Source organism: Streptomyces capitiformicae (assembly GCF_002214185.1).
Taxonomy (GTDB): domain Bacteria; phylum Actinomycetota; class Actinomycetes; order Streptomycetales; family Streptomycetaceae; genus Streptomyces; species Streptomyces capitiformicae.
In genome coordinates, this window is sequence record NZ_CP022161.1 from 9227241 (window position 1) to 9239096 (window position 11856).

10 protein-coding genes and 4 pseudogenes are annotated in these 11856 nt (G+C 70.5%); 6 read left to right on the plus strand and 8 right to left on the minus strand.

From position 1 onward, the window contains the following. Entirely contained in the window at positions 1–750 is a 750-nt protein-coding gene (gene cbiQ, locus CES90_RS41365) for a cobalt ECF transporter T component CbiQ (RefSeq protein ID WP_189788128.1), read from the plus strand. Next, entirely contained in the window at positions 747–1580 is an 834-nt protein-coding gene (locus tag CES90_RS41370; protein WP_189788129.1) for an energy-coupling factor ABC transporter ATP-binding protein, read from the plus strand. Before cbiQ ends, CES90_RS41370 begins: the two co-directional genes overlap by 4 nt. Positions 1581–1589: 9 nt before the next feature. Here CES90_RS41370 and CES90_RS41375 read toward each other — a convergent pair whose 3' ends face one another. The 7 genes and pseudogenes from CES90_RS41375 to CES90_RS41405 all read right to left on the minus strand — a co-directional run bounded on the left by CES90_RS41375 (position 1590) and on the right by CES90_RS41405 (position 6717). After that, complete coding sequence (locus tag CES90_RS41375) at positions 1590–2039, minus strand: pyridoxamine 5'-phosphate oxidase family protein (protein WP_189788130.1); 450 nt, start codon at positions 2037–2039, stop codon at positions 1590–1592. A gap of 53 nt (positions 2040–2092) precedes the next feature. Continuing rightward, positions 2093–2284, minus strand: a pseudogene (locus CES90_RS50565) (amidohydrolase family protein); the annotation flags it as partial. Positions 2285–2415: 131 nt separating this feature from the next. Beyond that, positions 2416–2746: pseudogene (locus CES90_RS41385) on the minus strand (L-rhamnose mutarotase); the annotation flags it as partial. 24 nt (positions 2747–2770) lie between these two features. Next, positions 2771–3769, minus strand: coding sequence for an aldo/keto reductase (locus CES90_RS41390; RefSeq protein ID WP_189788131.1), 999 nt, complete (start codon positions 3767–3769; stop codon positions 2771–2773). Then, the gene (locus tag CES90_RS41395) at positions 3766–4521 is read right to left on the minus strand and encodes an SDR family NAD(P)-dependent oxidoreductase (protein ID WP_189788132.1); all 756 of its coding nucleotides are present in this window, start codon (positions 4519–4521) and stop codon (positions 3766–3768) included. The genes CES90_RS41390 and CES90_RS41395 overlap by 4 nt, the downstream gene beginning before the upstream one ends. 5 nt (positions 4522–4526) lie before the next feature. Next, the gene (locus tag CES90_RS41400; RefSeq protein WP_189788133.1) at positions 4527–5855 is read right to left on the minus strand and encodes an L-fuconate dehydratase; all 1329 of its coding nucleotides are present in this window, start codon (positions 5853–5855) and stop codon (positions 4527–4529) included. 10 nt (positions 5856–5865) lie between these two features. Further along, the gene (locus CES90_RS41405) at positions 5866–6717 is read right to left on the minus strand and encodes a fumarylacetoacetate hydrolase family protein (RefSeq protein ID WP_189788134.1); all 852 of its coding nucleotides are present in this window, start codon (positions 6715–6717) and stop codon (positions 5866–5868) included. Between the two features lie 431 nt (positions 6718–7148). Between CES90_RS41405 and CES90_RS41410 the strand changes: the two genes are divergently transcribed. From CES90_RS41410 to CES90_RS41425, 4 genes and pseudogenes are all read left to right on the plus strand, one after another. Beyond that, positions 7149–8201 (plus strand): sugar ABC transporter substrate-binding protein, encoded by a 1053-nt coding sequence (locus tag CES90_RS41410; RefSeq protein ID WP_189788135.1) that lies wholly within the window; start codon positions 7149–7151, stop codon positions 8199–8201. A gap of 53 nt (positions 8202–8254) precedes the next feature. Beyond that, positions 8255–9928 (plus strand): sugar ABC transporter ATP-binding protein, encoded by a 1674-nt coding sequence (locus CES90_RS41415; protein ID WP_229914458.1) that lies wholly within the window; start codon positions 8255–8257, stop codon positions 9926–9928. 2 nt (positions 9929–9930) lie between these two features. Further along, the gene (locus CES90_RS41420) at positions 9931–10974 is read left to right on the plus strand and encodes an ABC transporter permease (protein ID WP_189788136.1); all 1044 of its coding nucleotides are present in this window, start codon (positions 9931–9933) and stop codon (positions 10972–10974) included. A gap of 5 nt (positions 10975–10979) precedes the next feature. Next, positions 10980–11234, plus strand: a pseudogene (locus CES90_RS41425) (FadR/GntR family transcriptional regulator); the annotation flags it as partial. Here CES90_RS41425 and CES90_RS41430 read toward each other — a convergent pair. Then, positions 11220–11774: pseudogene (locus CES90_RS41430) on the minus strand (extracellular solute-binding protein); the annotation flags it as partial. The pseudogenes CES90_RS41425 and CES90_RS41430 sit on opposite strands and share 15 nt — an antisense overlap. Positions 11775–11856: the final 82 nt, after the last annotated feature.

The window sequence follows — 11856 nt, forward strand, 5'->3', positions numbered from 1 at the left end:
GTGCTGCCGATCGACGCGGCGGCGCACAGCAGTCGCTGGCGCCACCGCCATCCCGTGGACAAGGCCGTGCTCGGACTGGGACTCACCGTGCTGGCGATCTCCCTACCGCCCTGGCCCGGCGCCGCCCTCGTGCTGGTGACGGCGCTCGCCGTGCTGCTGGGCCCGGCGGGCGTGCCGGGCCGTCGGCTGTGGCGCGCCTACCGGGTGCCGCTGGGTTTCTGCGTCACCGGCGCGGTGCCCCTGCTCGTCCAGGTCGGCGGGCCGGACGGGTTCGTGACCCTGGCCGAGGGCGGCCTGGTGCGTGCCGGGGAGTTGCTGCTGCGTACGTCGGCCGCTTCCCTCGGCGTTCTCCTGTTCGCCTTCACCACACCCATGTCCGACCTGCTGCCCCGCCTGGTGCAGGCCGGGGTGCCCGCGCCCGTCGTGGACGTCGCGCTGGTCACGTACCGCATGAGCTTCCTGCTGCTCGACTCCGTGCGCAGGATCCGGGAGGCTCAGGCGGCCCGGCTGGGGCACACCACCCGTGCCGCCACCTGGCGTTCACTCGCGGGGCTCGGCGCCATCGCGTTCGTACGGGCCTTCGACCGGGCGGCGCGGTTGCAGACGGGGCTCGCCGGACGGGGCTATGACGGCACCCTGCGCGTGCTGGTGCCCGAGGCCCGGGTCTCCGTCCGCTTCGTCTGCGCGGGCCTCGCCCTCCTCGCGGCCGTCGCCGCGCTCACCTTCGTACTGGAAAGGCCGCTGACATGAGCGAGCCCGTGCTGGTCGCCCTGCGGGGCGCGTCCTTCGCGTACGAGGACGGCCCGGCCGTGCTCAGCGATCTCGACTTCGAGGTGCGCGAGGGTCGCGCGCTGGCCCTGCTCGGCCGCAACGGCACCGGAAAGACGACGCTGATGCGGCTGCTGAGTGGTGGACTCCGGCCCCACGCGGGCCGGTTGACCGTGGACGGGCAGCCGGTCACGTACGACCGCAAGGGGTTGACCCGGCTGCGTACGACCGTTCAGCTGGTCGTCCAGGATCCCGACGACCAGCTCTTCGCGGCGTCCGTCGCCCAGGACGTGTCGTTCGGGCCGTTGAACCTCGGGCTGCCCGACGAGCAGGTGCGGGCCCGGGTGGACGAGGCGCTCACCGCGCTCGACATCACCGCCCTCGCCGACCGGCCCACCCATCTGCTGTCCTACGGGCAGCGCAAGCGGACCGCCATCGCGGGGGCGGTCGCGATGCGGCCCCGCGTGCTGATCCTGGACGAGCCGACCGCCGGGCTCGACCCCGACGGCCAGGAACGGCTGCTCAGCACCCTGGACCGGCTCCGCGGGTCCGGCACCACGGTCGTGATGGCCACGCACGACGTCGACCTCGCCCTGCGGTGGGCCGACGACGCGGCACTGCTCACCCCGGCCGGCGCGCGCACGGGACCGGCGGCCACGATGCTCGCCCGCACGGACCTCCTTCACCAGGCCGGGCTGCGGCTGCCCTGGGGAGTCGCGGCCACCCAACTCCTTCGCCACCAGGGGCTGTTGCCCGACACGACGCCAGGTCCGCGCACTCCGGAGGAGCTTGCCGCCCTGGCCGGGGGTTGAGTGCGGCGGTCAGCCGAGCCAGTTGCCGTCACGCATCAGGTCGCGTCCCCGCAGCTCGTTGGCCTCGCGCCAGGCTTGGACACGGCGCGGCCGGATCAGGAAGTACTGGTAGTCGTCGAGCTTTCGCGGGTCGAAACCGGTGTGTTCCGCGAACGCGTCGCCCGTCTCGGGAAGGTCGGCGATGTCCACCGGCTCAGCTGTGCCGTCGACCACGACGACATCGCGGGTCGGGCCGAGGCTGAGCCGGACCCGGCCGTCCGCCAGCAGGTTGCGGCCGGTGATCGAGGCGCGCGGCGTCGAGACGAGGAACGCGGTCCCGTCCCAGAGGTACGACAGCGGGACGAGGTGCGCGCCGCCCGGCGAGCCCGCCGACGCGAGCCAGAGATCGACGTCGGTCTCCAGTTTCGCCCGGGTGTCCCGCAGCCTCTCCTCAAGTCCACGCGGCGGCGCGTCCGTCATGCTTCCTCCCGTCATCGCACAGCAAGCCCTCCCGGCGAGGGATGCCATGGTCATCACGCTAGTCGCAGACCATAGGCCCGAACCGCCGTACCCGCGAAGACGTCTTCCTGTTCGGCCGGACTCAGCCCGGCCGTCAGTGCTCGGGCCGCGTCGAGGACTTGGGCGTAGTCGGCGGCGAGCCGACGGACGGGCCAGTCGGAGCCGAACATCAGCCGACCGGGCCCGAAGGCTTCCAGGACGGAGTCCTGTGCGGTGCCCGCGGTGTTCGGTGCGTGCCCTCGGCGGCCGGGCCAAGGCCCTTGTAGCGGAGCTGCTTGGGTCTTTGGCCGGTGCGGCGAGGGTGCGTGCCGGGCGCCCTGGGTGCTGTGCGGGACTCGGGCAGGGAGGCGTCGGTTCCCTCGGTGGAGTAGTCGTGGACGACGTCGATGAGTTCGGCCATCCTCGCCTGCCAGGCGATGTTGACCGGCAGCTTCTCCAACTCCGCGATCATCGCCGCGTAGTCGTCGACCTCCAGGACGTGGAAGAGGTCCGTGCCTCCCCCACGCTCGACTTCGCTCGCGCGGGGGGGACCCCCACCGCCAGATGGTCCATTCGGAGACCCCGGCGGCGCGGATGGCGGCGGTCAGTTCGGCGGGGACCTCGCGGTGGGCGGCCTCGTACTCCTCGATGCGGTCGGCGCGGACCTTGGTGTGCAGGGCGACCCTCACGACGGCTCCCTCACGACGGCGCCTTCACGACGGCTCCTTCGGCTGCGGGACGGGGGTGTTCGGGTGCAGAAGCCCTTCGGCGCGCAGGTCGTCCCAGAGTGCGGCCGGGAACGGACGGCTGAGCAGGTCGACCGTATCGCGCACCTCCTCGGCGGAGCGTGCGCCGGTCAGCACGGCCGCCACCGCCGGATGGGCGGAGGGGAAGGCCAGGGCCGCGCCGCGCAGCGGTACGCCGTGGCGTTCGGTGACGGCCTTCAGCCGCAGGGCGCGGTCGAGCACCGGCTGCGGCGCGGGCGCGTAGTCGTACGTGACGCCGGGCTTCGGGTCGATCAGCAGGCCGGAGTTGAACGCGCCACCGATCAGGACGCTGCGTCCGCGGGCGGCGGCCTCGGGGAGCAACTCGGCGAGGCCCTCCTGTTCGAGGAGGGTGTACCGGCCGGCCAGCAGCACCACGTCGATGTCGGTCTCGCGCAGGAAGCGAGCGGGTACGGCGCACTGGTTCATGCCCACGCCGATCGCTCCTACGACGCCCTCGGCCCGGAGCCGTTCCAGCGCCGGGTAGGCCTCGCGCAGGGCCTGCTCGACGTGGTCGTCGGGGTCGTGGATCAGGGCCACGTCCACCCGGTCCAGGCCGAGCCGCTCCAGGCTGGCCTCCAGGGAGCGCAGGACGCCGTCGGCGGTGAAGTCCCAGACACGGCGGTGGGTCGCCGGGACCGCGAAGCCGCCTGCCAGGTCGTCGCCCTCGACGGTCTCGTTCGGCACCAGCAGCCGTCCGACCTTGGTGGAGATCGTGTACGACTCCCGGGGGCGGCCCCGGAGCGCGGCGCCCAGGCGGCGTTCGGACAGGCCGAGTCCGTAGTGGGGTGCCGTGTCGAAGGTGCGGATCCCGGCGTCCCAGGCGGCGTCGATCGCGGCGGCGGCCTCCTCGTCGGCCACCGGCCGGTAGAGGTTGCCGAGGCCCGCGGCGCCGTATGCCAGTTCGGTGACCTCGACGCCGGTGCGGCCGAGGGTTCTCGTTCTCATGAGGCCGCCGGACGGAGCCGGAGTCCCTGCATGCCCCCGTCGACGGCGAGGGCGGTGCCGGTGACGGAGGACGCGGCGGGGCTCGCCAGATAGGCGATGGCGGCGGCGACCTCGTCGGCGGTGACGAGGCGTCCCATGGGCTGGCGGGCGTTGAGGGCGGCACGCTCGGCCTCGGGGTCGCCGGCCGCGTCGAGGAGCCGGCCGACCCAGGGGGTGTCGGTGGTGCCGGGGTTGACGCAGTTGACGCGGATGCCCTCGCGGACGTGGTCGGCGGCCATGGCGAGGGTCAGGGAGAGGACCGCTCCCTTGCTGGCGCAGTACAGGGCGCGCTGCGGCAGTCCGGCCGTGGCGCCGATCGAGCAGGTGTTCACGATCGCCGCGTGTTCCGAGTTCCGCAGATGCGGCAGGGCGGCGCGGCTGGTGCGCACGATGCCGAGGACGTTGACGTCGAGGACCTGGTGCCACTGTTCGTCGGGGTTGTCCTCGATGGTGCCGATGGCGCCGATGCCGGCGTTGTTGACGAGGATGTCCAGGCCGCCGAGCCGTTCGACGGCGTCGCTCACGGCGGCCCGTACGGAGGCGTCGTCGGTGACGTCCGCCTTGAAAGCCAGCAGCGGCGCGGTGGCCCCGGAGGGGTTCAGGTCGAACACGGCGACCTCGGCGCCCCGCGCGGACAGCAGCCGGGCCGTGGCCAGTCCGATTCCGGACGCACCACCGGTGACGATCGCGCGCAGCCCTGTCAGTTCCGTCATGCGACTTACTCCCGTTCAGCGAGGTCGGCGGCCCAGAACGTGCCGTCGGGGTAACGATATTCGGCGAGCGATGCGGGGTGCATGGTGGCCGAGAAACCGGGCGTGACCGGTGCGACGTAGTGGCCCTCACGCATCACGACCGGGTCGGTGAAGTGCTCGTGCAGGTGGTCGACGTACTCGATGACCCGGTCGTCGGTGGTGCCGGAGAGGGCGAGACAGTCGAACATCGCCAGGTGCTGGACCAGTTCGCACAGGCCCACGCCGCCGGCGTGCGGGCACACCGGTACGCCGAACTTCGCGGCGAGCAGCAGGATCGCCAGGTTCTCGTTGACGCCGCCGACGCGGGCCGCGTCGATCTGGAGGACGTCGAGGGCGTCGGCCTGGAGGAGTTGCTTGAAGACGATGCGGTTCTGGACGTGTTCGCCGGTGGCGACCTTCACCGGGGCGACTGCCTGGCGGATGGCGGCGTGGCCGAGGATGTCGTCGGGGCTGGTGGGTTCCTCGATCCAGTACGGGTCGAAGTCGGCGAGGGCCCGGGTCCACTCGATCGCCTCGGTGATGTTCCAGCGCTGGTTGGCGTCGATGGCGATGCGTACGCGGTCGCCGACTGCGGCGCGGGCGGTGCGCAGTCGTCGGATGTCGTCGTCGACGTCGGCGCCGACCTTGAGCTTGATCTGGGTGAAACCGTCGGCGACGGCCTGCTTCGCGAGCCGGGTGAGCTTCTCGTCGGAGTAGCCGAGCCAGCCCGGTGAGGTGGTGTAGCCGGGGTAGCCGCGCTCCAGCAGGGTCGCCTCCCGGTCCGCGAGGCCGGTCCTGCGCTCACGCAGCAACTCCAGAGCCTCCTCCGGGGAGAGGGCGTCGGCGATGTAGCGGAAGTCGACCTGGGAGACCAGCCATTCGGGGTCGGCGTGGGCGAGCAGTCGCCACAGCGGCTGCCCGGCCCGCTTGGCCGCCAGGTCCCACACGGCGTTGACGACCGCGCCGATCGCCATGTGCATCACGCCCTTCTCGGGGCCGAGCCAGCGCAACTGGCTGTCGCCGATCAGGTCGCGGTTGACCGATCCCGGGTCGGCGCACAGGTCGTCCACCGAGCGTCCCAGGAGGTGGGGCCTGAGGGCTCCGATCGCGGCGACCTGGACGTCGTTGCCGCGGCCGATGGTGAAGGTGAAGCCGTGGCCTTCGAGCCCGTCGCCGGCGTCGGTGCGCAGCACCACGTAGGCGGCGGAGTAGTCGGGGTCCGGGTTCATCGCGTCGGAGCCGTCCAGCTCCCGCGAGGTGGGGAACCGGATGTCATAGGTGTCGACCGCGGTGATCCGGGCGGAGGTTGCAGTCACGGGGTGCCTTTCACGCGTGGCCGAAGGTCTGACGCTGGCCTCCGAGACCGTCTATCTCGAGCTCGACGGTGTCACCGGGGCGGAGGAAGGGGGTGCCGGGCAGGCCGAGGGCGACGCCCGCGGGCGTACCGGTGTTGATCACGTCGCCCGGGTTCAGGACCATGTACCGGCTCAGGTACGCCACGACGTGGTGGACCGGGAAGATCATGTCGCGGGTGTGCCCGTGCTGGCGTTTGACGCCGTTGACACTCAGGCGCAGTTCCAGGTTCTGCGGGTCGCCGATCTCGTCGGCGGTGACCAGCCAGGGGCCGAGCGGGTTGAAGGTCTCGCACGATTTGCCCAGGTCCCACTGTGGCGAGTACTCCAGCTGGAACTCGCGCTCGGAGACGTCATGGCTGACCGTGTACCCCGCGATCACCTCCGCCGCGTCCTCGGGCTCCTCCAGATAGCGGGCCCGCCGTCCGATGACGACCGCGAGCTCGACCTCCCAGTCGGTCTTCACCGAGCCACGCGGGATCAGCACCTCGTCGTACGGGCCGACGACGGTGCTCGGGTCCTTCATGAAGATCACGGGCCGGGACGGGATGTCGGCGCCCGTCTCGGCGGCGTGGTCACGGTAGTTGAGCCCGACGCAGACGACTTTTCCGGGACGTGCGACGGGGGCGCCGACGCGCAGGCCTTCGGTGGGGAGCTCGGTCAGTGTGCCCGCCTCGACCGCCGCGCGGGCCCGGTCCACTCCCCCGGCGGCGAGGAAGGCGCCGTCGATGTCGGGGGTCATGGAGGACAGGTCCAGCAGTCGGCCGTCGTCGGTGCGAAGGGCGGGCCGCTCCTGTCCGGGGGCGCCGACGCGTAGCAGTTTCACTGGGGCAGCTCCCTTGTGCCTCGGAGACTCATTCATCGGAGGAATGGCGCACCGTGACTGTAAAGGCAGTTCGGCCACATGACAACGTATTCCTCGGATGTATTTGATCGACTTAAAGCATAAGGGCAGATCAGGAGTGCGACATAGGGGGAATCACCGGGACGCATCGACAGTCGACCATGTCCCGCGCGCGGACCACTGCCCATCGAATTCGCGGCGAACGACCTCTTGTCAGCCCGGCGGCACCGTCGTAACGTCCTCGACGCACGAGATACATCGGAGGAATCGCGCCACGTGTTTTCAGGTAGTGGCCGTTCACACTCCGCTGCTCGTACACCGGTTGACCCTCACCCCGTCCCGCCGATCGGTCCACGCATCCCCCCGCGTGGCTCCCCGTCCTGGCTAAGTCCTGGCTAAGGAGAAACCCGGCCATGAAGTTCGCTCGCATCCGCTCCACCGCCGTAGCGGCCTGCGCCGTCGTCACCGCCCTCACCCTCGTCACCGCGTGCAACCGCGACAGTTCGTCGTCGGGCGGTTCGGACGGTGACAAGCCCGCCATCGGGATCGACCTGCCGCGCTCCGACTCGGACTTCTGGAACTCCTACGCCGACTACCTGAAGAAGGACATCAAGTCGGAGAGCGTCAACGCGCTGCCGCTCAGCAACTCGCAGAACGACATCACCAAGCTTGTCGCCAACGTGCAGGTCTTCCAGAACACGGGTGCCAAGGCCGTCGTCATGGCCCCGCAGGACACCGGCGCCATCGCCTCCACCCTCGACACCCTGGCGTCGAAGAAGATCCCCGTGGTCAGCGTCGACACCCGGCCCGACAAGGGCGACGTCTACATGGTGGTGCGCGCCGACAACCGGGCGTACGGCACCAAGGCGTGCGAGTTCCTCGGCGAGCAACTGGGCGGGAAGGGCAAGGTCGCCGAGTTGCAGGGCGCCCTCGACTCCATCAACGGGCGGGACCGCTCCGAGGCGTTCGCCGCGTGTATGAAGGACAAGTTCCCGGACATCCAGGTCTTCGAGCTGCCGACCGACTGGAAGGGCGACGTGGCCTCCGCCAAGCTGCAGAGTCTGCTCGCCCAGCACCCCGATCTCAACGGCATCTACATGCAGGCCGGTGGTGTCTTCCTCCAGCCGACCCTCGCCCTCCTGGAGCAGAAAGGCCTGCTCAAGCCCGCCGGGGAGAAGGGTCACATCTCGATCATCTCCAACGACGGCATTCCGCAGGAGCTCGACGCCATCCGCAAGGGTCAGATCGACGCCACCGTCTCCCAGCCGGCCGACCTGTACGCCAAGTACGCGCTGCACTACGCCCAGGCCGCGGCCGCGGGCAAGACGTTCGAGCCGGGCAAGACCGACCACGACTCCACGATCATCGAGATCCCGGGCGGCCTGGAGGACCAGCTGCCGGCCCCTCTGGTGACCAAGGACAACGTGGACGACAAGGCCCTGTGGGGCAACACCGTCGGCCAGTGACCCCCGTATCCCCACGCGAAGGACGATCCACCCCACGAAGGACGGTATCCACCATGGCGGACACCGCGACCGCGCCGGCGAGCGGCGGCGGGCGCCCGGGCGGCGGGAACTCCGTTCCGGTGGCGGAGGCCACCGGGATCACCAAGAGGTTCGGGGCGACGGTGGCGTTGCGCGACGCCCGTATCACCGTCGCCCCGGGCGAGGCGCACGCACTGGTCGGCCGCAACGGCGCGGGCAAGTCCACGCTCGTGTCCATCCTGACGGGACTGCGGCCCGCCGACACCGGCACCCTGCGCTTCTCCGGCGAACCGGCGCCCGCCGTCGGGGACATCGATGCCTGGCGCTCCAAGGTCGCCTGCGTCTACCAGCGCTCCACGATCATCCCGGACCTGACGGTCGCCGAGAATCTCTTCCTGAACCGGCAGAGCGACGGCCCGCTGCGCCCCATCCACTGGAAGCAGCTGCGGGCACGGGCCGAGGAGTTGCTCGGCGAGTACGGCGTGGACGTCGACGCCGCCGCGCGGGCGAAAGATCTCACCGTCGAGCAGCGGCAGTTCGTCGAGATCGCCCGCGCGCTGTCGTTCGGGGCGCGCTTCATCATCCTGGACGAGCCGACCGCGAAGCTCGACGCCCGCGGCATCAACCGGCTCTTCGACAAACTCCGCGACCTCCAGCGGCAAGGCGTCGCCTTCCTGTTCATCTCGCACCACCTCCAGGAGGTGTACGACCTCTGCACCACGGTCACGGTCTACCGGGACGCAGCGCACATCCTGACGGCGCCCGTGGCCGAACTCGGTCATCAGGCGCTGGTGGAGGCCATGACCGGGGAGTCCACCGGCACGGTGGCACCGGCCCTCGACGACCGTACGGCGGTGAAGACCGACGCCGACGAACTCCTGACCGTCGAGGGCCTGACCCTGTCCGGCGCCTGCCGTGACCTCTCGCTGTCGGTCCGTGCGGGCGAGGTGGTCGGCCTGGCCGGTGCCGCCGCCAGCGGGAACGTACGGGTGGGAGAGGCCGTCGCCGGCCTGCACCGCGCCGAGGCCGGGTCCGTCTCGGTTGCCGGCCGGAGCATACGCACCGGGAGCGTCCCCTCGGCGCTGGCCGTAGGCGTGGGCTTCGTCCCGGAGGACCGCCATCTCCAGGGACTGGTCAACAACCGCAGTGTCGCGGAGAACGCGACGCTCACCGTCACCGATCAGCTCGGCCCGTACGGGACCGTGCTGCCCGCCCGGACCAGGGCCTTCGCCCGGGGCATGATCCGGGACCTCGACATCAAGACGCCGGACGCGGCAACCCCGGTCTCCGAACTCTCCGGCGGCAACCAGCAGAAGGTCGTCGTCGCCCGCGCCCTGGCCACCGATCCCCATGTGCTGGTGGCCATCCGCCCCACCAACGGGGTGGACGTGAAGTCCAAGGAGTTCCTGCTGCGGCGGATCCGCGAGGCCGCGGACGGCGGGAAGGCCGCGCTGATCGTCTCCGACGAACTGGACGACCTCAGGACGTGCGACCGGGTCGTCGTCATGTTCCACGGACGTGCCGTCGCCGACTTCGGCCGTGGCTGGACGGACGAGCAGATGGTCGCCGCCATGGAGGGCGTGGGCGACCGCGCCGAGGCTGAGGGCGTGGGTGACCGGGCCGAGGCGGAGGGCGTGGGCGACCGGGCCGAGGCTGAAGGCCTCATCGACCCAACCGAGGCATCCGACACCGAAGAGCACGGAAGGTAGTCATGTCCGCCACCACTGATGTCACCGACCCCACCCCGAACGTGGCGCGGACGACGACCGACAAGGACAGCCGGCGCGGGCTCGACCTCGGCCGTTTCCGCGAGCTGTCCCTGATCCCGGCCATCCTGGTCCTGATGCTGATCGGGTTCATCGTCTCGCCGGCCTTCCTGACCGCCGATAACCTCATCGGAGTGGCCCAGCAGTCCACCGAACTCAGCCTGCTGGTGCTGGCCACCGCGCTGATCCTGATCGCCGGGCGGATGGACCTGTCCCTGGAGTCCACCATCGGTGTGGCGCCCGTCATCGCCGTATGGCTCGTCCTGCCCACCAGCGGCGCCCGGTTCACGGGCCTCGGACTGCTCCCCGAGTGGACGGCCGTACCGCTCTGTCTGCTGGTGGGCGTGGTGATCGGGGCCGTCAACGGGTTCCTGATCCTGAAGCTGCGCCTCAACGGGTTCATCGTCACCCTCGGCATGCTGACCATGCTGCGCGGCCTCCAGGTCGCCCTGTCGGAGGGCCAGTCCATCGTGGAACTGCCCTCCTCCTTCACCTACCTGGGCAAGGCGTCGTGGCTGGGTGTCCCCGCCGCGATCTGGATCTGCGTGGTGCTGTTCGCCCTCGGCGGCAGCGCGCTGGCCTGGCTGCGGCACGGCAGGGCGCTGTACGCGATCGGCGGCAACGCGGAGGCGGCCCGTACCGCCGGTATCCGGGTCGACCGGATCGTGTGGGCGGTGCTGATCCTCGGCAGTGTGCTGGCCGCGTTCGCCGGGATCCTGTACAGCGGGCACTACGGATCGATCTCCGCCACCCAGGGCGGCGGCTGGATCTTCCAGGTCTTCGCCGCGACCGTCATCGGCGGGGTGAGCCTCAACGGCGGCAAGGGCTCGGTGTTCGGGGCGCTCACCGGTGTGCTCACGCTGCAACTCGTCGTGAACGTCATGACGTTGGCGGGTGTGCCGCCGCTGTGGAACCAGTTCCTCAACGGCGCGATCATCATCGTCGCGCTGATCATCTCCCGCTTCGCCTCGGGCGAGAAGCAGGAGTAGACGGGGTGGCGCTGACGGACGAGGCGATGGACAAGATCAAGGCGATGATCGTGGCCGGTGAGCTCGCCCCGTGCTCCCGGCTGCCCGAGGAGGACCTCGCCGGTCAGTTCGGTCTGTCGCGTGGTTCACTGCGGGAGGCGGTCCGAGTGCTGACCGCCATGCGGATCCTGGTCACCTGGCAGGGCGACGGCACATATGTGTCCAGTCTGGAGCCCCATCTCCTGCTCGAGTCGCTCTCCTTCGCCTCGGACCAGCGCCGCCGTCAGTGACTTCCAGTCCTTGACCGAGGCGATGTCCACCCCGGCCTTCTTCAGGACCTCCTTGTTGTAGTAGAGGGCGAGGGTGTTGGCGCCGATCGGCGTGCCATACGTCTTGCCGCCCGACTGGCCGGCCGCGAGGAGGTTGGGGTCCACCTTCGAGGTGTACAGCTCGTTGTCGTCGGTCGTGGTGAGCACGCCCGCCTCGGCCAGGGTCGACACCACCGGGTTGTCGACGATGAGGACGTCCGCGGAGTTGTCCTGCTGCGCCGCCAGCAGCGCCTTGTTGGACAGGTCGCTGGTGTCGAAGGCGGTCCGCTTGATCTTCACTCCGGCCTCGGTGCCGCAGCCGTCCAGCAGCTTCGCCCAGGCCGAGCTCTTGTCGAACTGCGGGTACGGGTCCCAGACGGTGTACGTGCCGCTGTCCGCCGCGTTCGCGCCGGTGCCGCCCGAGCCCGAGCCGCAGGCGGTGGCACTGGTGATGACGGCCAGAGCGGTCAGGGCTGCGGCGGTCAGACGGCGCTGTCTGGGGAACCTGTTCATCGTGGGTTCCTTTGTTTCCGGCTAGTTCCGGTGTTTTCGGCTGTTTCCGGCCGTTTCCGGCATGCGGGTGCCGAGGGCGGGG

What these genes read in the sequence shown, in the direction of transcription:
- CES90_RS41375 (WP_189788130.1), bottom strand. Translation starts at nt 2,039, where the DNA reads ATGACGGACGCGCCGCCGCGTGGACTTGAGGAGAGGCTGCGGGACACC.
- CES90_RS41395 (WP_189788132.1), bottom strand. Translation starts at nt 4,521, where the DNA reads ATGACGGAACTGACAGGGCTGCGCGCGATCGTCACCGGTGGTGCGTCC.
- CES90_RS41370 (WP_189788129.1), top strand. Translation starts at nt 747, where the DNA reads ATGAGCGAGCCCGTGCTGGTCGCCCTGCGGGGCGCGTCCTTCGCGTAC.
- CES90_RS41415 (WP_229914458.1), top strand. Translation starts at nt 8,255, where the DNA reads ATGGCGGACACCGCGACCGCGCCGGCGAGCGGCGGCGGGCGCCCGGGC.
- CES90_RS41410 (WP_189788135.1), top strand. Translation starts at nt 7,149, where the DNA reads ATGAAGTTCGCTCGCATCCGCTCCACCGCCGTAGCGGCCTGCGCCGTC.
- CES90_RS41420 (WP_189788136.1), top strand. Translation starts at nt 9,931, where the DNA reads ATGTCCGCCACCACTGATGTCACCGACCCCACCCCGAACGTGGCGCGG.
- CES90_RS41390 (WP_189788131.1), bottom strand. Translation starts at nt 3,769, where the DNA reads ATGAGAACGAGAACCCTCGGCCGCACCGGCGTCGAGGTCACCGAACTG.